This is a genomic window from Actinospineispora spinosispora DSM 44797 (assembly GCF_000429025.1).
Lineage (GTDB): Bacteria > Actinomycetota > Actinomycetes > Mycobacteriales > Pseudonocardiaceae > Pseudonocardia > Pseudonocardia spinosispora.
Genome location: NZ_AUBB01000021.1, coordinates 76,563 through 100,616, shown reverse-complemented (window position 1 = coordinate 100,616; position 24,054 = coordinate 76,563). Strand labels below are relative to the sequence as shown.

Below are 24,054 nucleotides of genomic sequence, written 5' to 3'. Positions count from 1 at the left end.
CGTTCAGATCGCGGGGCCGGTGCTGCGCGGCGTGTGGATCACGCCGGTCAGCGACTCCGGCGGCAGGGCCATGATCGCGGCCTCGTCGAACGCGTCGCCCATCCGCGACTCCACGCCGGCCTCCCGGAGTGCCTCCAGGAACATCCGGTGCACGCGCGGGTCCTGGTCCTCGTACTCGATCTGGCGCCCGCCCTGGCTCACCGACACCGCCCCGGAGCCCTCGGCGCTCTTGCGCCGCAGCGCGAGGAACGGGTACTTGCGGCTGCCGAGGCTGCAGGCCACGTAGCGGGCCGGTGTCGGCCCCGTGTTGAAGTGCTGGTGGAACATCCAGAACGGCGGGGAGTACATGAACCCGTGCCGCCACGGGAAGCGCCGGAACTCCGCGTCGCCCTCGTACCAGAGCAGCGAGAACCCCTCGCCGTCGACGGCGTGCACGTGCGTGCCGGCGGCGTGCCGGTGGGCCTTCTTGTAGCGGCCGACGGGCATCTGGGAGACGTGCGAGTGCATGGTGCCGTCGGCCAGCACGAAGTTGACGTTCATCGAGCCCGTGCCCCGGCCCTCGAAGGAGTAGAGCTTGAAGCTGGTCAGGTCGTGGACGAAGTTGGTCTCCCAGACGTTCTGTACCTTCGCCGAGTCCTGGTTGTAGACCGAGTGCTCGCCGTCACCCTCGAAACGGGCGGCGGCACCGACCCGGTCGGGGAACGCCGCGTCGCTGCCGAACACGAACTCCGGGCTGTGGAACAGGTTGAGCAGCAGCGGCGCGTCGGTGGTGCACGACAGCCGCGCCGGCTCGACACCCGAGGCGTTCAGGATCTGGTAGCGGCAGTTCAGCGGGATCGCGAAGAGCGCCTTGGGCCCCCACTCGAAGCTGCTCTCGGTGCCGTCGGGAAGCCACACCGTGGTGGAACCGTAGCCGGTGAGCACGTAGAAGAACGCCTCGTAGAGGTGGCGCACGGGCCGGGTGCGCCTGGTGGGCTCGACCTCCAGCACGTAGTTGCTCATGAAGTCGCCGCGCCCCAGCGTGTGGGCGAAGCAGCCGCGAGCGTCGTAGCGCTCCCACGGGCCGGTCTCGACCGCGAGCAGGTCGAACCCGAAGTCGTCGTGGATCGGTATCCCCTCGCCCTTCGCCCAGTCCAGGTAGGGGTCGAGCAGGAAGCGTCCCGCGCCGTCACCGGCATCGGCCTGCTTCGCGGCGGTGTCGACCGACATCGTCCTCACTCCTTCGTACGCGCGCTCGCGCGTGGTCGTGCCGGCCGGCATGCCGAGCGGCATGCCGGCGTGCCGGGATTCAGGTGGGCGCTGGGCCGGACGCGGCGATGCTGTAACCGCGGACGGTGCGCCCGCCCAGGGCGGTCGCACCGGCGGCCACGATCGGCACGAGTCCACCGATCGTGAGCGCCTCGACGGGTCCGAGCGCGCCGGCCACGGCGCCCACCAGCCCGTCGCCGATCGCGGGTCCGCCCCGGGAAGCCATCTGGTAGATCGCCGACACCCGCCCGCGCAGCTCGTCGGGGGTCTCCACCTGCACGGCGGCCTGCCGGACGGTGGTGGCGACGGCGTCGGCCACCCCCAGCAGGCCGGCCAGGGCGAGCGCGAGCCACAACACGGTGGCCTCCGCGAACGCCAGCACCACGAACCCGTACGCCGCGGTCGAGACGAGCACCAGCACGCCGGACCGGCGGGACCGGACGAGCCGGAAGACCAGCACGGAACCGACCAGCGCACCCGCCGACGGCGCCGCCGAGAGCAGCCCGTAGCCGGTGGGCCCGGCGTGCAGCACATCGAGCGCGAACGCCGGCAGCAGCACCCGGTAGGAGCTGAACACCGTCGCGGCGAGGTCGAGCCCCATCATCTGCCAGACCACCGGGCGCCGCCGGAACTGCGCGGCGCCCTCGGCCAGGGCACGCAGCACGGGTTCGGCTCGACCGGCGGGCCTCGGCGTGGTCACCCGGACCGCCGCCAGCGTCCCCACCAGCACGGCGTAGGTCACGGCGTCGAACAGGTAGACCGCGCCCGGGCCCGCCGCCGCGATCAGCACGCCGGCGAGCGCGGGCCCGGTGAGCACCGCAAGCTCCCGCGAGGGGTTGATCAGCGCGATCGCGTCCACCATCTGGTGGCGTGGGACGAGCGCCGGGATCAGCGCCTGTCGAGCCGGCTGGTCGAAGGTCGCCGCCGCCGTCGCGAGCAGCGACGACAGCACGACCATCCACGTGGTCGCCCGTCCGGAGAGGGTCACCGCCGCGAGTACCGCGGCCACGACCAGTGCCGCCGCCTGTGTGTACTGCAGGAGCCGGCGCCGGTCCATCCGGTCGGCCACGACCCCGCCGAGCGGCGAGAGCACCACGAGCGCGACGGCCTGGGCGATCCCGACGAAGCCGACCTGCAGCGTCGAGTGCGACAGCTCGTAGACCTGGTACAGGTTGGCCGCGACCGCCGCCCGCGTCCCGACCTGGCTCAGGACGACGCCACCCCAGTAGAGGTCGAAGTCCCGGTTGCGCAGGACCGGGGGCAGCCGCGTCCGACCCCGTTCGGCCGGGCCGCTCACCCGGCCGGGACCAGGGTGACCTTGGCCGGATCCACGTTCAGGTGCACTCGGGTGCCGGGTTCGATCGACAGGGTCGGGTTGGACCGGGTGCGGATCTCCAGCTTGCTCACCCCGACGACGTGGTCCACGGCGTCACCGAGGAATGCCCTGGTGAGCACCTCACCGGACCACTCGTTGACCGCGCCGGCGGTCCGCTCCACCGACAGCGAGATGCACTCGGGTCGGATCGAGAGCAGCACCTCGTCGCCGACCGGGGGCCGCGACGTCGCTCCACGCACGACCAGCCGGCCCTCCATGGTGTCGACGGACACCTCGTCGCCGGCCACGGACACCACGATCCCCTTCACGAAGTTCGACGTGCCGATGAACTCGGCGACGAACCGCGACGCCGGGTTCGTGTAGATCTGCCTCGGCTTGCCGACCTGCTCGATCAGGCCCTTGTTCATCACCGCGACCCGACTGGACATCACCAGTGCCTCGGACTGGTCGTGCGTCACGTAGATCGCGGTGAGCCCGAGCTCGCGCTGCAACCGTTTCAGCTCGAAGCGCATGTTCTCGCGCAGCTTGGCGTCCAGGTTGGACAGCGGCTCGTCGAGCAGCATGAGGTCGGGCTGGATGACGAGCGCGCGGGCCAGCGCGAGGCGTTGCTGCTGGCCCCCGGACAGTTTGGTGGCGGCCCTGGCGGCGTAGTCGGAGAGCTCGGTGACCTCCAGTGCCCGCTCCACCCGCTCGGTGATCTCCGCACGCCGGGGGCGCTCGCGACGGGGCAGCACGTCGAGCGGGAACGAGACGTTCTTGAACACGCTCATGTGCGGCCAGATCGCGTAGGACTGGAACACCATGCCCAGCGCGCGACGGTTGGCCGGCACGTTGACCCTGGCCGAGGCATCGAACAGGACGCGGTCGGCCAGGGTGATCCGGCCGCCGTCGGGGTTCTCCAGGCCCGCGATCGAGCGCAGCGTCGTGGTCTTCCCGCAGCCGGAGGGCCCGAGGAGGGTGAACAGCTCCCCCTCGACCACCTCGAAGCTCGCGCCCCCGACGGCGAACACGCGTTCACCATCGGGGGCCTTCCCCGCACTGGCGCGGGCCCGCCCGCGTCCCGCACCGCCGTAGCTCTTCACGAGGCCGTCGACGATCAACATGTCAGTTCCTCCGAGTGCCGGTCAGCGGTCGGTGTCGGACTGCAGCCCGACACGGGCGCCGAGGCGATAGGCGATGAACACGAGCCCGACGAGGACCACCACCATGAGGACGCCCAGCGCCGCGAGGGTGGTGAACTGGCCGTTCTCGAACTGCTCCCAGATCAGCACCGAGAGCACCTCGTTGCCGGGGCTGTAGAGCAGGATCGTGCTGGAGAGCTCCCGGAACGACACGACGAGGATGTAGACCCAGCCCGCGAGCACACCGCTGCTGGCCAACGGCAGCAGCACCCGTCGGAAGGTCTGGAGCCACGAAGCTCCGAACACCGTCGCCGACTCCTCCAGCTCCTTCGACATCTGCGCCATCGCCGAGGACGAGTAGCGCATGCCGTAGGGCAGGTACCGCGTGCAGTAGGAGATCAGCAGGATGAACAGCGTGCCGTAGATCGGCAGCGGCACCCGCAGGTAGACGAACGACAGTGCCAGCCCGAGCACCAGCCCGGGGATCACGATCGGGGTGAACGCGAGCAGGTCCAGTACCCGCCTGCCGGGCAGCCGGGTGCGGACGACCACCCAGGAGACGACCGCCGACAGCAGCATCACCACGGTGGCCGACCCGACCCCGAGGATCAACGAGTTGCTCAGCGCCGTACCGGCGAGCGGGTTGCGGATCACCGACGCGTAGTTGTCCAGGGTCATCGTCGCGATCGCCTCGACCGACGGCGCGGCGTAGAACTTCAGCAGTGAGGCGTAGACGAGCACGCCGACCGGCAGCACGACCGTCACCACGAAGAACACCACGACACCCGCACCGACCCATGGCCGCGCCCTGCCGAGGTGGACCGGCTGAGGCCGGAACGCTTTACCGGTGACGGTCTGGAAGCCGCGCGCGTTGCGCTGCAGCCAGCCCGAGAGCAGCACCCCGGCCGCGGCGATCGCCAGCAGACCCAACGCGTAGGCACCCGCGGCGCCGTAGTCGATGGGGTACTGGCGCAGCACGAAGTAGATTCGGCTGGTGAAGACGTAGATGTTGTTCTGCAGCCCGAGCAGGCCCGGTACCTCGAAGCTCTCCAAGGACTGCACGAACATCAGCAACGCCGAGGAGATCAGCGCGGGGCGCAGCAGCGGGATGGTGATCCGTCGCAACACCGTGAGGCGGTGCGCGCCGGACATCGCGGCCGACTCCTCCAGCGACGGGTCCATCGCCCGGAACCCGGCCACCATCAGCAGGAACGCCACGGGAGCAAGGTGCAGGCCCTGCACCCAGATCATGCCTTCGAGGCTGAAGACGTTGACCGGGTTCACGCCGAAGATCGGCCGCAGCAACAGTGTGTTGACCAGGCCGATCGTCGGATCGCCCAGGAAGATCCAGGCCGCGGCGTAGAGAATGCCGGGCACGATCAGCGGCACGAGCGACGCCGCGAACAGCAGCCCTTTGAACGGCACGTCGGTGCGCACCTGCACGTAGGCCAGCACGGTGCCGGTGACCAGCGCCAATGCCGAGGACCCCACCGCGAAGGCCAGCGAGTTCAGCATCATCTGGCCGGCCTGCGTGTCGCCGCCGTAGGCACGGGCGAATGCCCCGAACGTCAGGCCGCGGCTGCCGGTGAAGGTGTCATGGAACAGGTAGGCCAACGGCACGACGGCGAGGTAGCCGACGATCACGATCGCGGCGCCCACGATGAGTACCTGCGGGCTGGGCCCCCTGCGTCGCCGGGGTGCGGGACCGGCAGGCTCCGGTGGTGTGCGGACCGCGACGGGCGGCGTGGTGGTGGTCATCTCCGGCTCTCCCCTCAGCCGGCCTGCGGGACGCCGCGGAGCAGGTCGTCGTAGGCCTTGTTCCACTTGTCCGAGGCGTTGATCACCGAGTCGGGCACGGTGTAGACCTGGGTGCCGGCCGGGATGGGGTCGGCGAATCCGGGCACGTTCTCGACGGCCGGGATCCGGTGCGACCCGGCGATGCTCCGCTGGCCGTCGCCGAGCACCCAGTCCGCCCAGAGCAGAGCGGCAGCGGGGTGGCGCGGCGCGGCCATGACGCCGAAACCGTTGGGGCGCAGGATGACCGGGCTCGTGACCGGATGCCAGGCGACCGGGGCACCCTTCGCCGCGGCGTTGTCGATCGTGTGGCTGTAGACCGAGGCCGCGGCGGCGAACTGGCCGGCGCTGAGCAGCTCACCCTGCACGGTGTGCCCCTTCGTCACCTTCGCGTTGGCCACGATCTTCTGGAACAGCGCGTCGACGTCGGCGGCCGGCATCTTCCGCACGTCGGTGAGGTAGCTGTGCATCGAGGCGTACCAGTCCCAGTCACCGACCTCGAGCGCCACCTTGCCCTTCCATCTCGGGTCGGCGAGGTCGGTGAAGTCCCCGGGGCCCTGACCGTCGCCCACCTGCGCGGTGTTCCATCCCACGACGAAGGCGTTGAAGCGCTCGGCCTGCCAGCCGGGAAACACCGCGTCCTTGCGGAGGTTCGCCTTCGCGGGCCCGTCGTAGGTGGCGAGGGCGCCCTGGCCGTTCAGCACGCGCAGCTCGAAGTCGTTGGTGTCGACGACGTCGTTGGCGGTCTTGTGGGCGGAGGTCTCCTGCAGCACCCGCTGCAGGACGGTCTCGGAGTTGGCCCGGAACGCGTTGACCTTGATGCCCGGGTAGGCCGCCTGGAAGCCGTCGACCAGGGACTGGATGTCGGTGTTGGACGTGTAGACGTCGAGCTCGCCACCCTCGCTCCTCGCGTCGGCGAGGAGCTTGTCGGTTCGCGCCTGGCCGGTCAGTCCGGTGTAGGCCGCGTAGGCGTCGGAGGCGCCCCTGGCGGGCCCGGCTCCCGGGCTGTCGGCGAGCCCTGAGGAACAGCCGGCGAGGACGAGGAGTACGGCGGCAACCCCGGTGATCCGGGCGAGCGGCCGGCTCCCGGGGCCGGAACGGGCGGAGGTGGGGGGTCGTCGGGACGAGCACATCATCGGGCTCCCAGAGATGGACGATCGAGCAGGTCGACGTCAGTGCACCGGCGCCGCACGAGGGCGCAGGCAGGCCGGGCCGGCGACCGCTGGTACACGGAACCGCGCCGATCCGGCCGAGGTGGCGCACGCTCGCGCCACGGGTCGAGCACCGGACTCAGCCGGTCGCCTCCGCCGCGGTGAGCAGATCGCCCGCCTCGAGAAGGCCCGGATTCAGCGCCACCTCGCGGCGCTGGGCCAGTGCGGTCAGCACCAGCTTGCGCACCCGGCGCCCGTCCCAGCCCGCGCACCGGGCGGCCAGCTTCCGGTGCAGGCCCTCGTCGGCGACCAGCGGGCGGACGCCCTCCCACATACCGGCCAGCTCGGCCAGCGTGCGGCGCAGGATCGCCGCGATGGTCGCTTCGTCGGGCAGGGCCAGGTTGAGCACCAGGTCCGCCCGGGAGAGGAACGCCTCGTCGACGGCTTCGGGGAAGTTCGTCGTCGCGACGAACACGATCCGGGGGTGGGCCTCGGCAAGGAAGTCGACACCCGCCAGCACCGCGTCGGTGGCCCGGTGCACGTCGACCGGGTTGCTGCCGAACGACGCGGTGGAGCGGCGCACGGCGAAACTCTCCACCTCGTCGATCAGCACCACCGTGTGCGGCCGGCGCGCGGCGAACTCCGGCAGCGTGTCGGTCATCAGCCGGGTGATGTTGCGCTGGCTCTCCCCGAGCATCTCGCTCGGGAACGCGTGCGGGTCGATCTCGATGTAGGTCGTGGCCCCGATCGGCGCCAGTGCTCGCGCCGCGGACTGCGCGAGCCCCCGTGCCAACGTCGTCTTCCCGGTGCCGGGTGGGCCGGCGAGGACGATCAGCCCGTGCGGCATGCCGGGCAGGTTGCGCAGCTCCCGGCCGTGGCGCAGGCGCAGCAGCGTCTGGCTGAGCAACCGCTCCTTCGTCCCGTCGGGCACCAGGATGTGGTCCCACGGCCCGTCGTGATGGTCGGCCGGGAGGGCGTGTACCGAGAGCAGCCCCGGCGGCAGATGGGTGGCCACCGGGCTCACGGCCAGGTGGGTCGGACGATCTCCGGCCACTGGATCTCGTGGTAGTTACCGGCCTGGGCGTCGCGGATGTGGTCCGGCGGCTCCTCGAAGAGCACCTTCGGGTCCATCAGCACCCGCATGGTCTCCAGCAGGCTGTCGAACATGTGGATGCGCACCACCTTCGCCGTCTTGTCCGGCGAGTCGTTGAAGTGCTGATGCCACAGGAAGTGGTCGACGACGATCAGGTCGCCCTTCTTCCACGGGTGGTTCACGCCGCCCTCTGGCTCCTCGCCGAGATAGCTGTGGCCCTCACCCTCGACGACGTACAGCCACGCCTCACCCGGGTGGCGGTGCATCGACTGGCCGCGGTTGGGGCCGATCTCGAACATCGCCATCGTGATGCCGGAGGCCTGGTAGCCGATGGCCCGGTCCAGCAGGAACGTCGTGCGGGTGCCACGGGGGGTCGGCAGCAGCTCCAGACCGTCCCAGTCCGTGTGCAGGCGTCCGTTGCGCCGCTGGTGCTGCTCCTTCGCCAACCGGCGGACCCGGCGGGCGTACGGGTCGGCGCCGTCGATCTCACCCGAGTAGTCCGGCCGCCCCGGGAGCTCGGCGACGGGAGTGTGGCCCCGGTCGTCGAGCACCGCCATGCCCATGGTCGACAGCATCGGTTCGCTGGAGAAGGACAGGTAGCGCGCGGTCTCGGCGTTGTCGTTGCCCGAGCGGTGCCAGGACCACGCCGGCAGGTGCAGCGAGTCACCGGGCCCCCATTCGATCCGTTCGCCGTCGACCTCGGTCCAGCCGCGACCCGCGACGACGAACACCATCGCGTCCCAGGAGTGGCGGTGCACCGTCGAGACGACGCCCTGGTCGATCTCGTGCACGAGCGCGTCCATCGTGCGCGTCGGGCGGTCGCCGTCCACGCCGCAGTAGACCCCGACCCGGGTGCCGCGGGCACTCTCGATCATCTCGACGTCCGACAGCGCGACCACTGTCTTCTGGTAGCTCCGCCACTCCTCCACGAAAGCGGCTCGCCGTTTCTTCTGGATGTGGTAGTGCGTCACCTCGGTGGTGGTGCGCGACGCTGCGGTCACAGTGAGGCCTTTCTGAGGGTGGGAGAGGTGGTGGTCCGTGCGGCGGGGTCAGGCCGACGGCGCGAGGAAGCTGGCGTTGACCAGCCGGGAGACGTCGAGATCCCGCACCCCGGGGACCGACGGGCCCAGCTCGGTCACCGACGTCCGCAACTGCTCGACCGTCGGGGTGGGGACGTCCGGCAGCACCTCGCCGGCGTAGTACTGCCAGGTCTCGTGCAGCGCCTGGGGATCGGTGATCTGGAGGTGAGCGCCGAGAACCCGCGACGAGTAGGCCTCGTCGGACTTCTCGCGCTTGATCCCCTGCTGCAGTGCGACCATGAAGCGACGGATCTGGTCGCCGTGGCCGGAGACGTAGTCGTTCGTGGCGGCGATGCCGACGTTCGACGTCGGGATGTTCTGCTTGGCGAGGTCCACCAGCGGGTGGAAGCCGGCCGCCTCGATCTGGGTGGTGGCGGGCGGGTGCGAGAGCGCGGCGTCGATCGTGCCCGCGACCAGCGCGTTGTTGACGTTGGTCACCGAGCCCAGCGGGGTGAGCTGCACGTCGGTGGGGGCGAGGCCGACCTGCTTGAGCGCCTCCAGCGTGGCGATGTAGAGCGAGCCGCTGGTGGAGGTCACTCCGATCCGCCGGCCTTTGAGCTCTTTCGGATCGGCCACCTTGGCGTAGAGCGAGTAGGGGAACACCGGGGTGAGCGTGGCCAGGTAGCTGACCTCACCGCCCGCCGCGGCGCCCGAGACCATCTCCGACGCCCCGATCGACGCCATCTGGGTCTGCCCGGACACCAGCGCCGGGAAGCCGTCGGAGCTGCTCAGGCTCACCAGCTTCACGTCGAGCCCCTGGGCCTTGAACAGCCCCGCGTCCTCGGCGATCCACAGCGGCAGCTCATCGGCGACGACCTGGCTGTAGCTGAGCGTGATCGTGTTGTCGGCCGTGCCGCCGCCGGTCGCCGAACTGCCGCAGGCGGCCAGGGCCGAGGCGGCGACGGCGGCGAGCAGCGCCCCACCGACCCTGTGTGCCATACCCGACTTCATCGTCGTTCTCCTTGTGGTGGTGTGGGCACCCGGGCGCCCGCGTCAGGTCCGGCGCGTCAGGTCTGAGGTCGCCATGCGGCGTAGCGCCGCTCGACCCGGCGCAGCACGCCGGTCAGCACGACTCCGGTGAACGCGAAGATGAACAGGCCCGCGAAGACGGTCGAGGTCTGGAACTGCTGCCCGGCGGTGCTCATCATCATCCCGACGCCGTGCGAGGCTCCGCTGAGCTCGGCGACGAACACGCCGATCAGCGCCTGGCCGACGGCGAGCCGCAGCCCGCTGACCAGGAACGGCACCGAACCCGGCAATGCCACGGTCCGGAAGATCTGCAGGTGGCTCGCGCCGTAGCACCGCGCGACCCGCAGGACCGCCGGATCGAGGTTCTGGACCCCGGTCGCCGAGTTGATCAGGATCGGGAAGACCGCCATCAGGAAGACGATCGCGATCTTCGACGCGTCACCGATACCGAGCCAGATGATCAGCAGCGGGGTCAGCGCGATGCGCGGCGTCGCGTAGAGAAAGGTGATCAACGGGCTGAGCGCGTACGACAGCCGCACGTACCAGCCGATCATCAGCCCGAGCGGGAGCCCGATCAGGGTGGCGAGCACCAGGCCGTACAGCAGCTCCTTGCCGCTGGCGCCGAGGTCCGTCCAGATCGTCGACGAGGCGAACAGGGTCCCGAACGCCTTGACCACGTCCGACGGGCCGGGCAGCACGATCGCGGGCTTGATGCGCAGTGCCGCGACGAGCTGCCAGATCAGGAGCACGGTGATCACGGCCGCGGTGCCGTAGAGGTACTTGGGATGGATCCGGCGACGGGGCGCGCGACGAGCCGACGGCGGCCTCGGCGCGGGTGCGCGGGTCGGTGTCACCGTTGCCATCAGCGGAGCTCCTCATCCGGTATGCCAGCTCGGCCGTAGAGCGCCTCGGCGATCTCGTCGACGAGCTCCATGAACTCGCGGGAGCGGCGCAGCCGTTGGTCGCGCGGCCGCTCGAACGGCACCGTGATCTCCCGGACGATGTGGCCGGGGCGCGGGCTGAACACGCACACCCGGTCCGCGAGGAAGGCCGCCTCGGTGATGTCGTGCGTGACGAACAGTGCCGTGACGTGGCGAGCCGTGCAGATTCGCAGCAGCTCGGCCTGCATGACCTCGCGGGTCTGCGCATCGATCGAGGCGAACGGCTCGTCGAGGAGCAGCAGCTCGGGATCGACGGCCAGTGCGCGGGCCAGGTTCACCCGCTGCTGCATCCCGCCGGACAGCTGGGCCGGGTAGCGGTCGCCGAACCCGGAGAGGCCGACCGTGTCGAGGAGCCCCCTGGCGCGGTCGCGGGCCTGCGCCCGCTTCAGCTTCCGGCCGAGTTCGAGGCCGTAGGTGACGTTGTCGAGAACGGTGCGCCAGGGCAGCAGGCTGGCCTGCTGGAACACCATCGCACGGTCGGGACCGGGACCCGGGATGTCCTTGCCGTCGAGTTCGAGGGAGCCGCCCTGGATGGGCAGGAACCCGGCGACGGCGTTGAGGAACGTGGTCTTCCCGCAGCCCGACGGGCCGACCACGCAGACGAAGTCGCTGCGCTGCAGCTCCAGGTTCGCGTTGTCGACCGCGAGGGTGCTGTCGGCGTCGCTGGAACCGGGCGACCGGTACTCGATCCGGACGTCACGGGCGGAGAGGTGCGCGAGCGTCGTGCCGGTTCCGGGGGCGTCGGGCCGAACCGATCCGGCGAGGATGCCGCCGGCGATCGGCCCGTCCCGGACGTCGGACCTGCCCGTCCCGGGGTGCGTCTCTGCGGAGCCTGTGTTCCGAACCATGCGAATGAGCATACGGTCTAACAACAGACCATCGCAAGGATTCGCTGTGACCGCAGACACGGAACCGCGGTCCGCACGACACTCACGCACCGTCGCCGCAGGCCCGTGACCAGCCCCGCACGGCCATCTCCGCGATGCCGGCGCGAGCCGCGACCGGATCGAGATAGACGCCGCCACGGACGACGGGCCGAGGCTCCGAACGACCATCCGGAGCGAAAGAGAGGTCGTAGTGCAGCGGCACCCCCGTCGGAACCTCGAGACCTTCGACCTCTCGCTCCCCCAGCCCGTCGAGGTGCATGCACAGCGCCCGCAGGGAGTTGCTGTGCGCCACCACCAGCACCGACTCACCCCGACGCAGGTCGTCCACGATCACCCGCCAGTACGGAAGCAGACGCGCCCGGACGTCGGCCAGCGACTCGGCGCCGGGCAACAGCTCGTCGGGGATCTCGGCATAACGCGGGTCGCGCCGGGGATGCGCCGGGTCATCGGGTGCCAGCGGAGGTGGCGAGGACCAGTACGAACGCCGCCAGCGCGTGAACTGCGCACCGCCGTACCGGTCGAGCACCTCGACCTTGGACCGACCCTGGAGAGCCCCGTAGTGGCGCTCGTTGAGCCGCCAGCTGCACCGTATCGGCGGCCGGGGCGACCCCGCCGCCACGACGACGTCGGCGACGATCCGAGCCGTGTCCACCGCCCGCTGCAGCACCGAGGCGTGCACGACCGTGGGCGTGCGAGCCTGCTCGACGAGCAACGCGCCGGCCCGTGCGGCCTCCGTCCGCCCACGCGGCGCGAGCGGCACGTCCAGCCACCCGGTGAAGCCGCCCTCGGCGTTGCCGACGCTGTAGCCGTGGCGCAACAGCACGAGCACGCCCGGGGCACTCGGCTCGCCGGCGGCCGGCTCCGCGCTGTCACTCCGAGTACCGGCGCGGTTCCCCGGAAAGGCTGGGCGAGCGGCATTCATCGCGGTATGATGTCATACCAATAGCCATCTGACTCAGACCCGGTTGCCCAAGGAGGCACACGTGCCCAAGGTCGTTTTCCAGCTCGCGGACGGCACGGAGACCGGTGTCGACGCCCGGATCGGCGACTCGGTGATGACGGCGGCCACGCAGAACGGTGTCGCCGGAATCATCGCCGAGTGCGGCGGGAACTGTAGCTGCGCGACCTGCCACGTGTGGGTGCGAGAGGACTTCGCCCATGTGGTCGGGGAGCCCGACGATCTCGAGGAGGCACTGCTCGACCTCGCCGTCTCCGAGCGCCGTCCCGGCAGCAGACTCTCCTGCCAGCTCACGCTGACCGAGGAGCTGGACGGGTTGACCGTCGAAATCCCACCGGAGCAGCCGTGAGCCCCGCAACCCTCATCGTCGGCGCTAGCCAGGCGGGCGTACAGCTGGCCGTCTCCCTGCGCGAGGCAGGCGAGACAGGTCCGGTGATGCTGGTCGGCGCTGAGCCGCACCCGCCCTACCAGCGGCCACCGCTGTCGAAGGCGTTCTTGCTCGGCGGGACCGACACCGCGAAACTCGCATTCCGCACCCCGGCGTTCTACGCCGAGCGCAGCATCGAGCTGATCACCGGCGAACGGGTCGAGCGACTGGCCCTCCGTCCTGGAACCGCCGAGGGCAGCGCGACCACGAGCACCGGCCGCACGCTCGCGTTCGATCAGGTCGCGCTCACCACGGGCGCGCGGGTCCGCAGGTTGGCCGTCCCGGGCGCCGACCTCGCCGGGGTGCACCATCTCCGCGACATGGCCGACGCCGTGCTCCTGCGCGCTGCGCTCGACGCCGCGCGACGGGTGGTCGTCGTCGGTGGCGGGTTCATCGGCCTGGAAGCAGCCGCTGTCGCCAGGACGCTGGGCAAGGACGTGGTGATCGTCGAGGCCTCGGACCGACTGGTGGGCCGCTCGGTCGCCCCCACGGTCTCGGACTTCTACCGGTCCGCGCACGAACGACGCGGTACCGCGGTGCTGCTCGGCTCGGCGGTCGCGCGAGTACTGGGCGACGCGGGCCGGGTCAGTGCCGTCGGGCTCACCGACGGCACCGAGCTGCCGGCGGACCTCGTGCTCGTCGGCATCGGGGTCGTCCCGCGCACCGAGCTGGCGGAGGCGATCGGCCTGCACTGCGACGGCGGAGTCGTGGTCGACCGGCACGCACGTACCGGGAACGCCGGGATCGTCGCGGCCGGCGACTGCACCGCGATGCCGCACCCGACCACGGGCGTCGGCCTGGTCCGGCTCGAGTCGGTGGCCAACGCCGTGAGCCAGGCGAAGACAGCCGCAGCGACGCTGGCGGGCATTCCACCACCCGCGCCGGAGGTCCCCTGGTTCTGGTCGGACCAATACGACCTGAAGCTGCAGATCGCCGGTCTGTCGACCGGCCACGACGAGTCCGTGGTGCGCGGCGACCTCGACGCCGAGCGGTTCTCCGTCCTCTACTACCGCAACGGGGCGGTGGTAGCCGTCGACGCGGTGAACTCCCCCGTGGACTACCTCGTGGTGCGCAAGGCACTCGGCACCGGCGCGGCGATCCCCCCGGACCTGGCGCGCGACACCGGCCGACCGTTGAAGGAGCTCCTCGTGCCGGCCGGTCCGAACCGCGGCACGCACACTCTGGACCTATAGGTCTAATGGTCTTAACATTGGTTATTCGGTGGCGCCAGGGCGGCTCCTCCGACATCACGACGCAGTGGGTGAAAGGAAGTCGACGGTGCTCAAGAAGGAGATCAACGATCTGCTGACGCAGACCGGGCCCGGCACTCCGATGGGCGAGATGTTCCGGCAGTACTGGATTCCGGCGTTGCTGGCCGAGGAACTACCCGAGGACGGGTGCCCGCAGATCAGGGTCAAGCTCCTGTCCGAGCGCATGATCGCCTTCCGCGACAGCGAGGGCCGCTACGGACTGATCGACGAGTTCTGCGCGCACCGGGGGGTGTCGCTCTGGTTCGGCCGCAACGAGGAGGGCGGACTCCGCTGCGCGTACCACGGCTGGAAGTTCGACGTCACCGGCCAGGCCGTCGAGGTGCCGTCGGAGCCGGAGGAGAGCAACTTCTGCGCACACGTCAAACTCCGCGCCTACCCGCTGGTGAAGATCGGCGACGTGCTCTGGACGCACATGGGCGACCCGGCCAAGCGCCCTCCGATGCCCGAGTTCGAGTTCGCGAAGGTCGCCGCGGAGCAGAACTACACGTCGAAGCGCTGGCAGGAGTGCAACTGGCTGCAGGCCTTCGAGGGCGGCATCGACTCCAGCCACGTCTCCTGGCTGCATTCCGGCGGCCTCAAGAACGACCCGCTGTTCAAGGGTGCCAAGGGCAACGAGTACAACCTGGCCGACTTCCGCCCGTACTTCGAGGTCGCCGAGGCCGACGGCGGGCTCTTCGTCGGGGCGCGGCGCAACGCCGAGGAGGACTCCTACTACTGGCGGATCACGCCGTGGGTGATGCCCAGCTTCACCCTCATCCCCCCGCGTGGCGACCACCCGGTGCACGGCCACTGGTGGATCCCGATCGACGACGACAACTGCTGGACCTACTCGTTCGACTACCACCCGACCCGTCCGCTGACCCAGGCCGAGCTCGACGCCATGCGCGCCGGCCACGGTGTGCACAGCGAGAACATGCCCGGCACCTACCGTCCTACGGCGAACAAGGACAACGACTACCTGATGGACCGGGACGCTCAACGCCGAGGCGAACTCTTCTCCGGGGTCAGGGGCATCGCCATCCAGGACGCCTCGCTGCAGGAGAGCATGGGCCCGATCGTCGACCGGTCGAAGGAGCGGCTGGTCTCCGCCGATGCCGGGATCATCAAGGCCCGGCAGAAGCTGCGCAAGGCCGCGCTCGCCCTGCGCGACGAGGGCACCACGCCCCCCGGCATCGAACCGGCCCACCACCAGGTCCGCTCGGCCGCGGTCGTGCTGCCCCGTGATGCGTCGTTCATCGAATCCAGCCGCGAGGCGCTCACCGCCGAGCTCGGCAAGCCGCACGCGTCGGTCTGAGCGGGCACGATGATGCAGCCCATCCTGCAGAGCAGCTGTGCGCTCGCGACGAGCCGGGCAGAGGCCCGGTTCCGGATCGACGCCCCGATCGCGGGGCGTCGGGGCGCCAGGGTCGTGGCGCTGGACGACGGTGCCGCGACCCTCGTCCGACGCCTCGCCCGCGCACCGTGGAACGGAGCGCGGTTCTTCACCCTCGTCGCAGGCGGGCCGGACCCTGGAGGCCCGGACATGCCGTTGCACACCACCACCGGCCGTTCCACCCGCCTCGACGTCGAGCTCGCCGAGGCCGACGTCGCCGTGATGGTCGCGACCACCGGCAGCAGCGGCACGGCGGCGTCGATCATCGGCCGGGCGTGCGCCCATCGCGGGATCATGACCGCCGGTGTCGTGCTGGGCGAGCACTCCCTCGTCGCCGACACCGTCAACGCCCTGCGGCCGCACGCCCAGGTACTGCTGGTCAGCCGCGACGAGGAGGACGTCGCCGAGGTACTGAGCGCGATCCGAGCATGACTCCGCCGAGAAGGGCTCGACCATGAACCACACATCCGCGCGGGTGACGTTGCCCGAGCTGCAGGTGATGAAGCGCGACGGTCGCAAGATCGTCGGCGTGGTCGCCTGGGATTACCAGATGGCACGGATCGTCGACCGGGCCGGCGTGGACCTCGTGTCGGTGGGGGACACGGTCGGGGTCAACCTGTGGGGTCAGCCCAACCCGCTCGAGATCACCATGGACCAGCTGCTGATCGTCTGCCAGGCGGTGCGGCGCGGGGTCCGGCGCGCGCTCCTGTCGTGCGACTTCCCGTTCGGTCCGCTGCAGGAGGGGCCCGACAGTGCGGTGCGCGCGGCGATCCGGCTGGTGAAGGAGGGTGGCGTCGACCTGGTCAAGCTCGACGGGGCCGCCGACCATCTCGACGCCGTCACCGCCGTGCATCGCGCCGGTATCCCGGTCTTCGCCCAGTTCGGCATCACCCCGCAGACGGCCCTGCGCTACGGCGTCGCCTACACCGCCACCCCTGGGCCCGGCAGCGAGGTCCCGCCCGAGATGAAGGACGAGCTCGTCGCCGAGGCGAAGGCCCTCGAGGCCGCCGGAGCATCGCTGCTCAACTTCACCAACTCCGGCGCGGTCGTCGGCCCGGCGGTCGCACGGGCGGTGTCGGTCCCGGTGCTCGGCGGCTTCGGGGGCGGCCCGTGGCTCGACGGCCGGGTCCGGATGGCCACCGCGGCGATCGGGTACGGCGCGGACGGTCTCGACGACACACCCGACACCTACGCCGACGTCGCCCGGATCAGCCACGACGCGATCAGGGCCTACGCCGCCGACGTGCGGTCGGGCAGGCAGATCCGAGGCGGCATCCCGCTCGAAGACGACTCGGAGCAGCTCTGACGGGAGCACCATGCCCACCACCACGATCAACGGACTGGCCACGCGATACGAACTGTGGGGCGAGGGCAGGCCGCTACTGCTGCTCTCGCCCGGCGGCTTCAACGCGACGCTCGACAACTGGGCCACGCACGGCGTCTACCAGCGGACGAACCTCGTGCGCAGGCTCGCCGAGCACTACCGCTGCATCGCGTTCGACCGGCGCGAGTCCGGCCGGTCCGGCGGCCGGGTCGAGCGGGTCACCTGGGCCCACTACGCCACCCAGGCGCGGGGGCTGCTCGATCACCTCGGGATCGACCGCGCGTTCGTCATGGGCGGCTGCGTGGGCTGCTCGGTGGCCACCACCTTCGCCGTCGCCCACCCCGACCGCACAGCCGCGATGGTGCTCTACTCCCCCGCGGGCGGCGCCCGCTACCGGATGATCCAGCACCAGCGCTTCCAGCGGCACGCCGCGTTCGTCGCCGAGCGCGGGATGACCGCGGTCGCCGACCGGGCACAACGCTCCGAAGCGGGGTTCAGCGAGGACCCCTGCCTCGGGCCATGGGCCACTGCGCTGCGCACCGATCCCGACTTTGCCGCCGCCTATGTGGCGCTCGACCCGGTGCGGTACCGAACGGTGCTCGACGGTCTGTGCCGCACCATGTTCGACCGCGACAGCGTGCCCGGTCCCGAACCGGAGGACCTGCTGCTGCTGGACGTGCCCGCGCTGGTCGTGCCCGGCCAGGACGCCTCGCACGCGCGCTCCGCCGCGTGGTTCCTGCACGAGTGCCTGCCCGCCTCGCAGCTGTGGGACGTGCCGGTGGCCGCGCAGACCGAGGAGACGGCCCCCGCCCGACTGCTGGCCTTCCTAGACTCCGTCACCGACCACACGGCAACCTGATTGCCGCACACCACATGCACCGCCTCGCGGGGGCAGCTCGCACAGAGGTTCTCTACGCGGGCTGCGCCCGAAAGCCCTCAAGCAAGGTCACCACGGTGTGGTAGCTGAATCCAGGCGGAAATTCAGCCACCACACCGTGGTGGTCATGAGAAGCCGCCCGGTGACCGCACTGAGCTCGACTTCGCAGAGCTTCACGTCGTGTCGCAGACACTGCAGCGTCTGCGACACAACACGACGCTCTGCGACGGGAGACCGGCGGTGCCGGCGAGACTGGTGGGCTCCGATCCGGGGCGCAGCCCGCACACCACACCGCCGCCCGGCAGGCCATAACCGCCACGTGCCAATCCGTCCCCGGTCCAGACCGTAGTAGACAGGGCCACCGACAAAGCCGCAGCTCACAATCCGGGATCGCGCTACTCCGCACAGAGGCCCGGTCCGTGGGGCCTCTGTGCGGCGTGCACTCGCTCTGTGCGGGCTGCCCGGCACGCGACCGCTAGCGGAGTGACTCGCCTCGGTCCAACGCCATGATCTGGTCTACCCGCTCCTGGTGGCGCCCGCCCTTGAAGGGGGTCGTCAGCCAGGTCGTGAGTATGCGTTCGGCCAGGTCGGGTGCCACGACCTTGGCACCCATCACCAGCACGTTCGCGTCGTTGTGCCCTCGGGCGATCTCGGCGACGAACGTGTCGTGGCAGAGCGCGGCCCGGATCCCCCGGATCTTGTTGCAGGCCATCTGCTCCCCGCTGCCGCTACCGCCAAGGACGATGCCGAGGCCGGCGGCACCCGAGACGACCCGCGCGCCCAGGTCCTCGCACAGCAGCGGGTAGTCGACGACAACATCGTCGTGCACCCCGAGGTCGTCGACCTCGTGCCCGTGTCGGCGCAGCCACCCCGCGAGGCGTGCCTTCATGGGCACGGCGTTGTGGTCGGCGACGATCGCTATCTTCATCGATGTACCCCTTCGGGAAGCGCCCTGAGGCACCGGTCAGGCGATCAGGTCGTGTGTGCCCTTGGCGAACAACGTGTCGATACTCGGACGCTCGGCGAGGATGTGTTGACGTACGGCGTGGTCGAGCAGTCGCTCCAGTGCCGCCCGGTTGGGCTCGATGCCGTACGGCAACGGGTCCGCACCGGTGACGTCCATGACCCGCAGATGCATGCGGTCGTCCTTCGTCGGGTCGGCGATCCCGGCCCGCAGACGCCCGACGTAGCGGTGTTTCGCCTCGGCGAACGCCTCGAACACCGACTCGGCGAGCCCCGGGTACGTCTCCAGCAGCTCGTCGCGGACCACCAGGAGGTGGTTGATCGGATGGAACCCGTCACGGCGCAGGGCCCGCAGCCCCGCCTCCTCGGCGTCGGGGATCAGCGGGACGACGTCGGGGTGCTCCACGCCCGCGCCGATGGCGGCCGCAATCCCGCCGGACCCGAGCAGGCCCGCGAGATCCTCACCGGCACCCATCGACACGACATTGGCCGGCGGGCGGTACTGCGCGACGTGTTCGTCCCCGGACAGCACCCAGGTGACGCGGTCCAGGTCGACGCCGTACTCCTCGGACAGCACACCACGCGCCCACACGCCGGTCGTCACGGTGTAGCCGCGGCTGACCCCGACCCTGCGACCCTCGAGGTCCGCCGGTCCGTGCACGCCTGAACTGGCGCTGACCTGCAGCGCGCCGTGGTGGAACCCGCGCACGAGGAACACCGGCAGCGCGGTGAACCGGGCGCCGTGCGCCTTGGCGACCAGATAGGTCGTGGCCGCCAGCTCGGCGACGTCGAACTCCAGGTTCCGCACCATCCGGCGGAAGCCCTGCACCAGGACCGGCACGTCCACGACGTCCAACACTCCGGCGCTCGGAACCACCGACCCGTCGAGCAGGGCGGCGTTGGCCCCCTGGGCCCTGGTGAGGGTGCTCAGGTGCAGCTCGGCCATTCGTCCTGCCTCCGCTCGGTCGTCCGGCAGCCACCTCTGGCCGTACCGACGAACGAACTCTACCATTGAGGTCTAACGACAGACCAATAGTCCGTTCATCGACGAGAGGGCCGTGATGGCAGAGGACGTCCTAGCCGCGGTACGCACCGCACCCGGGCGCACCGAGGTGCGCAGCTTCGCCATGCCCGAGGTGCCCGACGACGGGGCGCTGCTCAAGGTCGAGGTCGCCGGCATCTGCGGGACCGACGTGAAGATGTACGGTAAGCCGCCGTTCGACGCGCCGGTGATCATGGGCCACGAGAACGTCGGGACGATCGCCCACGCGGGCCCCGCGTTCACACGCCGCCACGGCGTGGCCGAGGGCGACCGGGTGTTCGTCGAGCATTACGTGGGCTGTTTCCACTGCGAGTGGTGCCACGCGGGCGAGTACCGCCACTGCGAGAACACCGACTGGCGGACCAACCCGGACGCGCGCCGCTACGGCTACACCTCCGCCGACAACCCGTACCACCTGTGGGGCGGGTTCGCCCAGTACATGTACCTGCCGTGGAACGCCGTGCTGCACGCGGTACCCGACGGCGTCTCCGCGGAGCTCGCCGGCCTGGTCACCCCGCTGTCGAACGGAATCGAGTGGGCACTGGTCGCGGCCGGCGTCGGATACGACTCGACCGTCCTGGTCCAGGGCCCCGGTCAGCAGGGCCTCTCCCAGGTGGTCGCCTGCAAGCAAGCCGGCGCCTCGACCATCATCGTGGCGGGCACGACCCGCGACGCCGCCCGGCTTCAGCTCGCCAAGGATCTCGGCGCCGACCACGTGGTCGACGTGACCGTCGAGGACCCGCTCACCGTGGTCCGCGACGTCACCCGGGGCAAGGGCGTCGACGTGGTGCTCGACTGCACGGCGGGCGCGGGCACCGCACCGGTGCTGCTGGGGGTCGACGCCCTCACCCGCCGTGAGGGGGTCATGGTCGTCCAGGGCGAGCTCGCCGCGTTCCCGGACTTCCCGCTCAAGAAGATCACCGAGAAGGCGATCACGATCAAGAGCGCCCGCGGGCACAGCTACCGCTCCTGCGAGCTCGCCCTCGCCCAACTCGCCTCGGCACGCTTTCCGCTGGACCGGCTGGCCACCCACTCGTTCGGTCTCGACCAGGTCGACCATGCCATCCGGGCCGTGGGCGGCGAGGTGGAGGAAGACGTCGTGCACGTGTCGCTGCTCCCCTGGGCCGGTGTCAGGTGAGCGCCTCCGACGTCGGGGTCGTCGTCACCGACCCGCCGAGGGCCGACGAGGCCTCGGTGAAGGAGCTGGCCCGCTTCGGCGTGGCGACCGTGCACGAGGCGCAGCGCCGGACCGGCCTGCTCGCGCCACGGCTGCGGCCGATCTACTCCGGCGCCAGGATCGCCGGCACGGCGGTCACCGTCAGCGTGCCGCCGGGCGACAACTGGATGATCCACGTCGCCGTCGAGCAGTGCCGCGCGGGTGACGTACTGGTGGTGGCACCGACCACCCGCTCCGAGGCGGGCTACTTCGGTGAGCTGCTGGCCACGTCCCTCGTCGCTCGCGGCGTGCTGGGCCTGGTGATCGACGCCGGCTGCCGCGACGTCGCGGAGCTGACCGACCTGGGATTCCCCGTGTGGTCGCGGTGCGTCTCCGCCTTCGGGACGGTGAAGGAGTCCCTCGGCAGCGTCAACACGCCCATCACCTGCGCCGGGCAGCTCGTGCGGCCCGGCGACGCCATCGTCGCCGACGACGACGGAGTGGTCGTCGTCCCACTGGCGGACGTGCCCGATGTGGCCTCGGCCGCGGCCGCGCGCGAGGACAAGGAAGCCAGGACCCGGACCCGCTACCGGTCGGGTGAGCTCGGCCTCGACGTCGCCGGCATGCGCGAGCGCCTACGCGACAAGGGCCTGCGCTACATCGAGGCCACGGAGGACAAGCGATGATCATCGACTGCCACGGCCACTTCACCGGCCCGCCCCTCGGCCACCGCGACTTCCGCACGGCTCAGCTGGCGCGGCTCGCCGACCCCGGCCTGGACGAACCGGTGCTCGTCCCGTCCACCGACGACGAGATCCGCGAGGCCATCGAGACCAACCAGCTGCGAGTGCTGCGCCACCGAGGCGGCGACCTCATGGTGCTCTCGCCCCAGGCATCCGCGATGGAGCACGACGTGCCCGATCCGGCGCTCGCCCGCTCCTGGGCCCGCGCGTGCAACGACCTGACCCACCGTGTGACCGAGCTGTTCCCGGAGCACTTCGCCGGTGTGTGCCAGCTCCCGCAGACCCCGGAGGGTTCGATCGGCAACTGCGTCGCCGAGCTGCGGCGCTGCGTCGGGGAACTCGGCTTCGTCGGCACCAACCTCAATCCCGACCCGTCGGGCGGCCGTTGGACAGCTCCCCCGCTGACCGACGAGCACTGGTTCCCGCTCTACGAAGCCATGGTCGAGCTCGACGTGCCCGCCATGATCCACGTCTCGGCCTCGTGCGCCCCGGCGGTGCACACCCTCGGGGCCCACTACCTCAACGCCGACACCACCGTGTTCATGCAGCTCCTGCAGGGCGACCTGTTCAGCCGCTTCCCGACGCTGCGCTTCGTGATCCCCCACGGCGGCGGGGCGGTGCCGTACCACTGGGGCCGGTTCCGGGGGCTGGCCGAGCGCCTGGGCCGTCCACCGCTCGACAGCCACCTCATGGGCAACGTCTTCTTCGACTCGTGCGTGTACCACGAGCCGGGGATGCGGTTGTTGCTCGACGTCATCGGTCCGGGGAACGTGTTGTTCGCGTCGGAGATGCTCGGTGCGGTGCGGGGCGCCGACCCGAAGACGGGCGTGGACTACGACGACACCAGGACCTATCTCGACGCCGTCGAGCTGGACGACGGGGCCCGCCGCGACGTGTTCGAGGGCAACGTTCGCCGCGTCTACCCGCGCCTCGACGCCCGGCTCGCCGCCGCCGGCCGCTGAACCGGCCCTGTCCGCGCGGGTGAGCGGTACGTCATCGCTGCTCGGAGCGAACCGGCCATGGTGCTCGGTTCACCCGCGCGGACCCCGGCGGTGCCTCACGCGGTGCCCGCCTTGGGTCGCGGGCCACCCAACGAGCCGCTCACTCGCGCAACGGCCGGTTGCCGAGCGTGCCTCCACCTGCCTCGTTGCCGCCCGCCCCTTCGGCCTTGTACTGACGCAACCGCTCCGCGGTCCTGGCGAGGTGCGTCGTCATCACCGCGGTGGCGGCCGCGACGTCGCGCATGCGCACAGCCTCGACGAACTCGCGGTGCTCCCTGGTGCCCACGACACCGACTTTTGGATCGCTCTCCTGGGCACGCAGGAGCGACATCAGTATCGGGCCGTGGAAGGAGCGGGCGAGCAGCTCGATCGCCGGGTTGTGCGCGGCGCGGGCCACTCGCACGTGGAACTCCGCCGACAACGACACCGGGTACTCGTTCTCCGTCTCGAGCGTCGCCTCGGCTCGGTCGCAGATCTCCAGCAGTTCGGCGATGTCGTGCTCGTCGGCCCGGCGGCAGACCAGCGGCACGATCCCCAGCTCGAAGATCTGCCGAGCCTCGGTGACATCACCCGGCTCCACGACCGAGAAGGTGAGCAGGTCCGAGATGCCCTCGCCCACCTGCTCGCTCGTCGGTGCGGTGACGAACGCCCCACCCCGCGCACCTACCTTGATGGTGACCAGGCCGTTGGCCTCGAGGCCCCGCAACGCCTCCCGCACGGTCACGCGGCTCACCCCGAAACGCTCGCCCAACTCACGTTCGGACGGCAGCCGGTCGCCCGCGATGAGCTGTCCGTCGCGGATGAGGAGCCGAATCTGCTCCACGATCAGGTTCGAGACCCGGCCCGCGTTGACCCTGCTGAACATGTCCGAGCGGTCGGGCGATCCAGAAGCGGCCGTGGCCTGGGGCTGGGTGTTCATGGCCTTATGATAAGGCCATCAGGGTCTGGACTGTGCATACCTGTCGTGTCCTCTTGAAATCCGGCGGCGACCGGCTGATTTCAGCAGGCCGGTACCGACTGTGGCCGTGCATGGTTACCACGCCCCGGCGACCGTGAGCCGACGCTGGCGACGCTGAGCGCTGCGCCCACCTGATCGGATGAGTCCCCCCGCTGCTACCGCTTCGCGCAGGTCACCTCAACAGTTCAAGGCAGGTCCCTGAGGGTCACACCGGGCCGAGGTTGCGCTTGACACTTCGACCAGCATCCTCATACGGTCTATCTGTTAGTCCATTTAGTCAGCCGCAGGATCCACATCCGTGATCGACGCGTCGCGATCGGCGGGACCCGGTGCCGCACCGACT

General features: G+C 70.5%; 23 protein-coding genes. 9 read left to right on the top strand and 14 right to left on the bottom strand.

From position 1 onward, the window contains the following. Positions 1–3: 3 nt before the first annotated feature. From G406_RS45690 to G406_RS0108930, 11 genes are all read right to left on the bottom strand, one after another. Entirely contained in the window at positions 4–1,209 is a 1,206-nt protein-coding gene (locus G406_RS45690) for a cupin domain-containing protein (protein WP_051341884.1), read from the bottom strand. Between the two features lie 79 nt (positions 1,210–1,288). After that, positions 1,289–2,545, bottom strand: a complete 1,257-nt coding sequence (locus G406_RS0108980) for an MFS transporter (RefSeq protein WP_211241085.1) — start codon at positions 2,543–2,545, stop codon at positions 1,289–1,291. Then, positions 2,542–3,687, bottom strand: a complete 1,146-nt coding sequence (locus tag G406_RS0108975) for an ABC transporter ATP-binding protein (RefSeq protein ID WP_028933563.1) — start codon at positions 3,685–3,687, stop codon at positions 2,542–2,544. Before G406_RS0108975 ends, G406_RS0108980 begins: the two co-directional genes overlap by 4 nt. Positions 3,688–3,708: 21 nt before the next feature. Then, on the bottom strand, positions 3,709–5,463 hold the full coding sequence (locus tag G406_RS0108970) for an ABC transporter permease (RefSeq protein WP_028933562.1): 1,755 nt from the start codon (positions 5,461–5,463) through the stop codon (positions 3,709–3,711). A gap of 14 nt (positions 5,464–5,477) precedes the next feature. Next, positions 5,478–6,632 carry an ABC transporter substrate-binding protein gene (locus G406_RS0108965; RefSeq protein ID WP_084215926.1) on the bottom strand — a complete coding sequence of 385 codons (1,155 nt, stop codon included), beginning with the start codon at positions 6,630–6,632 and terminating at the stop codon, positions 5,478–5,480. A 157-nt stretch (positions 6,633–6,789) separates the two neighbouring features. Continuing rightward, the gene (locus G406_RS0108960) at positions 6,790–7,704 is read right to left on the bottom strand and encodes an AAA family ATPase (RefSeq protein WP_211241084.1); all 915 of its coding nucleotides are present in this window, start codon (positions 7,702–7,704) and stop codon (positions 6,790–6,792) included. Then, a complete protein-coding gene (locus G406_RS0108955) occupies positions 7,671–8,744 on the bottom strand; it encodes a cupin domain-containing protein (RefSeq protein ID WP_028933559.1) in 1,074 nt (357 codons plus the stop codon). Before G406_RS0108955 ends, G406_RS0108960 begins: the two co-directional genes overlap by 34 nt. Before the next feature lie 48 nt (positions 8,745–8,792). Beyond that, positions 8,793–9,773 (bottom strand): ABC transporter substrate-binding protein, encoded by a 981-nt coding sequence (locus G406_RS0108950; RefSeq protein ID WP_084215898.1) that lies wholly within the window; start codon positions 9,771–9,773, stop codon positions 8,793–8,795. 56 nt (positions 9,774–9,829) lie between these two features. Further along, the gene (locus G406_RS0108945) at positions 9,830–10,654 is read right to left on the bottom strand and encodes an ABC transporter permease (RefSeq protein ID WP_028933557.1); all 825 of its coding nucleotides are present in this window, start codon (positions 10,652–10,654) and stop codon (positions 9,830–9,832) included. Continuing rightward, entirely contained in the window at positions 10,654–11,580 is a 927-nt protein-coding gene (locus tag G406_RS45685; RefSeq protein WP_156934752.1) for an ABC transporter ATP-binding protein, read from the bottom strand. Before G406_RS45685 ends, G406_RS0108945 begins: the two co-directional genes overlap by 1 nt. 82 nt (positions 11,581–11,662) lie before the next feature. Continuing rightward, positions 11,663–12,541, bottom strand: a complete 879-nt coding sequence (locus G406_RS0108930) for a 2,3-bisphosphoglycerate-dependent phosphoglycerate mutase (protein WP_084215896.1) — start codon at positions 12,539–12,541, stop codon at positions 11,663–11,665. 61 nt (positions 12,542–12,602) lie between these two features. Here G406_RS0108930 and G406_RS0108925 point away from each other — a divergent pair, with 61 nt between their 5' ends. From G406_RS0108925 to G406_RS0108900, 6 genes are all read left to right on the top strand, one after another. Continuing rightward, complete coding sequence (locus G406_RS0108925; protein ID WP_028933555.1) at positions 12,603–12,926, top strand: 2Fe-2S iron-sulfur cluster-binding protein; 324 nt, start codon at positions 12,603–12,605, stop codon at positions 12,924–12,926. After that, the gene (locus tag G406_RS45680; RefSeq protein ID WP_051341849.1) at positions 12,923–14,197 is read left to right on the top strand and encodes an NAD(P)/FAD-dependent oxidoreductase; all 1,275 of its coding nucleotides are present in this window, start codon (positions 12,923–12,925) and stop codon (positions 14,195–14,197) included. The genes G406_RS0108925 and G406_RS45680 overlap by 4 nt, the downstream gene beginning before the upstream one ends. A gap of 64 nt (positions 14,198–14,261) precedes the next feature. Continuing rightward, positions 14,262–15,569, top strand: coding sequence for an aromatic ring-hydroxylating dioxygenase subunit alpha (locus G406_RS0108915; RefSeq protein WP_028933554.1), 1,308 nt, complete (start codon positions 14,262–14,264; stop codon positions 15,567–15,569). 9 nt (positions 15,570–15,578) lie between these two features. Beyond that, positions 15,579–16,079: a hypothetical protein gene (locus G406_RS0108910; protein ID WP_037075775.1), complete on the top strand. Its 501-nt coding sequence runs from the start codon at positions 15,579–15,581 to the stop codon at positions 16,077–16,079. Between the two features lie 22 nt (positions 16,080–16,101). Beyond that, on the top strand, positions 16,102–16,953 hold the full coding sequence (locus tag G406_RS0108905; protein WP_028933552.1) for a 3-methyl-2-oxobutanoate hydroxymethyltransferase: 852 nt from the start codon (positions 16,102–16,104) through the stop codon (positions 16,951–16,953). Between the two features lie 10 nt (positions 16,954–16,963). Next, on the top strand, positions 16,964–17,830 hold the full coding sequence (locus tag G406_RS0108900; RefSeq protein WP_028933551.1) for an alpha/beta fold hydrolase: 867 nt from the start codon (positions 16,964–16,966) through the stop codon (positions 17,828–17,830). A 493-nt stretch (positions 17,831–18,323) separates the two neighbouring features. On the opposite strand, the gene G406_RS0108895 is transcribed toward G406_RS0108900, so the two are convergent. Then, complete coding sequence (locus G406_RS0108895) at positions 18,324–18,776, bottom strand: RpiB/LacA/LacB family sugar-phosphate isomerase (protein WP_084215895.1); 453 nt, start codon at positions 18,774–18,776, stop codon at positions 18,324–18,326. Between the two features lie 36 nt (positions 18,777–18,812). Beyond that, positions 18,813–19,757: a substrate-binding domain-containing protein gene (locus G406_RS0108890; protein WP_028933549.1), complete on the bottom strand. Its 945-nt coding sequence runs from the start codon at positions 19,755–19,757 to the stop codon at positions 18,813–18,815. Between the two features lie 115 nt (positions 19,758–19,872). Between G406_RS0108890 and G406_RS0108885 the strand changes: the two genes are divergently transcribed. From G406_RS0108885 to G406_RS0108875, 3 genes are read left to right on the top strand one after another with little or no spacing between them, the layout of a single operon-like run. Next, the gene (locus tag G406_RS0108885; protein WP_028933548.1) at positions 19,873–20,991 is read left to right on the top strand and encodes a zinc-dependent alcohol dehydrogenase; all 1,119 of its coding nucleotides are present in this window, start codon (positions 19,873–19,875) and stop codon (positions 20,989–20,991) included. After that, a complete protein-coding gene (locus G406_RS0108880) occupies positions 20,988–21,695 on the top strand; it encodes a 4-carboxy-4-hydroxy-2-oxoadipate aldolase/oxaloacetate decarboxylase (protein WP_028933547.1) in 708 nt (235 codons plus the stop codon). Before G406_RS0108885 ends, G406_RS0108880 begins: the two co-directional genes overlap by 4 nt. Beyond that, a complete protein-coding gene (locus G406_RS0108875) occupies positions 21,692–22,714 on the top strand; it encodes an amidohydrolase family protein (RefSeq protein WP_028933546.1) in 1,023 nt (340 codons plus the stop codon). Before G406_RS0108880 ends, G406_RS0108875 begins: the two co-directional genes overlap by 4 nt. A gap of 139 nt (positions 22,715–22,853) precedes the next feature. Here the strand turns inward: G406_RS0108875 and G406_RS45675 are convergent, their stop codons facing one another. Further along, the gene (locus tag G406_RS45675; protein ID WP_051341848.1) at positions 22,854–23,672 is read right to left on the bottom strand and encodes a FadR/GntR family transcriptional regulator; all 819 of its coding nucleotides are present in this window, start codon (positions 23,670–23,672) and stop codon (positions 22,854–22,856) included. Positions 23,673–24,054: the final 382 nt, after the last annotated feature.

Bases quoted from the DNA above. Each gene is read 5' to 3' on its own strand.
- G406_RS0108890 (WP_028933549.1), bottom strand. From the start codon at position 19,757: ATGGCCGAGCTGCACCTGAGCACCCTCACCAGGGCCCAGGGGGCCAAC.
- G406_RS0108945 (WP_028933557.1), bottom strand. From the start codon at position 10,654: ATGGCAACGGTGACACCGACCCGCGCACCCGCGCCGAGGCCGCCGTCG.
- G406_RS0108875 (WP_028933546.1), top strand. From the start codon at position 21,692: ATGATCATCGACTGCCACGGCCACTTCACCGGCCCGCCCCTCGGCCAC.
- G406_RS45690 (WP_051341884.1), bottom strand. From the start codon at position 1,209: ATGTCGGTCGACACCGCCGCGAAGCAGGCCGATGCCGGTGACGGCGCG.
- G406_RS0108885 (WP_028933548.1), top strand. From the start codon at position 19,873: ATGGCAGAGGACGTCCTAGCCGCGGTACGCACCGCACCCGGGCGCACC.
- G406_RS45675 (WP_051341848.1), bottom strand. From the start codon at position 23,672: ATGAACACCCAGCCCCAGGCCACGGCCGCTTCTGGATCGCCCGACCGC.
- G406_RS0108970 (WP_028933562.1), bottom strand. From the start codon at position 5,463: ATGACCACCACCACGCCGCCCGTCGCGGTCCGCACACCACCGGAGCCT.
- G406_RS0108965 (WP_084215926.1), bottom strand. From the start codon at position 6,632: ATGTGCTCGTCCCGACGACCCCCCACCTCCGCCCGTTCCGGCCCCGGG.
- G406_RS0108900 (WP_028933551.1), top strand. From the start codon at position 16,964: ATGCCCACCACCACGATCAACGGACTGGCCACGCGATACGAACTGTGG.
- G406_RS0108910 (WP_037075775.1), top strand. From the start codon at position 15,579: ATGATGCAGCCCATCCTGCAGAGCAGCTGTGCGCTCGCGACGAGCCGG.
- G406_RS0108930 (WP_084215896.1), bottom strand. From the start codon at position 12,541: ATGAATGCCGCTCGCCCAGCCTTTCCGGGGAACCGCGCCGGTACTCGG.
- G406_RS0108905 (WP_028933552.1), top strand. From the start codon at position 16,102: ATGAACCACACATCCGCGCGGGTGACGTTGCCCGAGCTGCAGGTGATG.
- G406_RS0108950 (WP_084215898.1), bottom strand. From the start codon at position 9,773: ATGAAGTCGGGTATGGCACACAGGGTCGGTGGGGCGCTGCTCGCCGCC.
- G406_RS45685 (WP_156934752.1), bottom strand. From the start codon at position 11,580: ATGGTTCGGAACACAGGCTCCGCAGAGACGCACCCCGGGACGGGCAGG.
- G406_RS0108895 (WP_084215895.1), bottom strand. From the start codon at position 18,776: ATGAAGATAGCGATCGTCGCCGACCACAACGCCGTGCCCATGAAGGCA.
- G406_RS0108975 (WP_028933563.1), bottom strand. From the start codon at position 3,687: ATGTTGATCGTCGACGGCCTCGTGAAGAGCTACGGCGGTGCGGGACGC.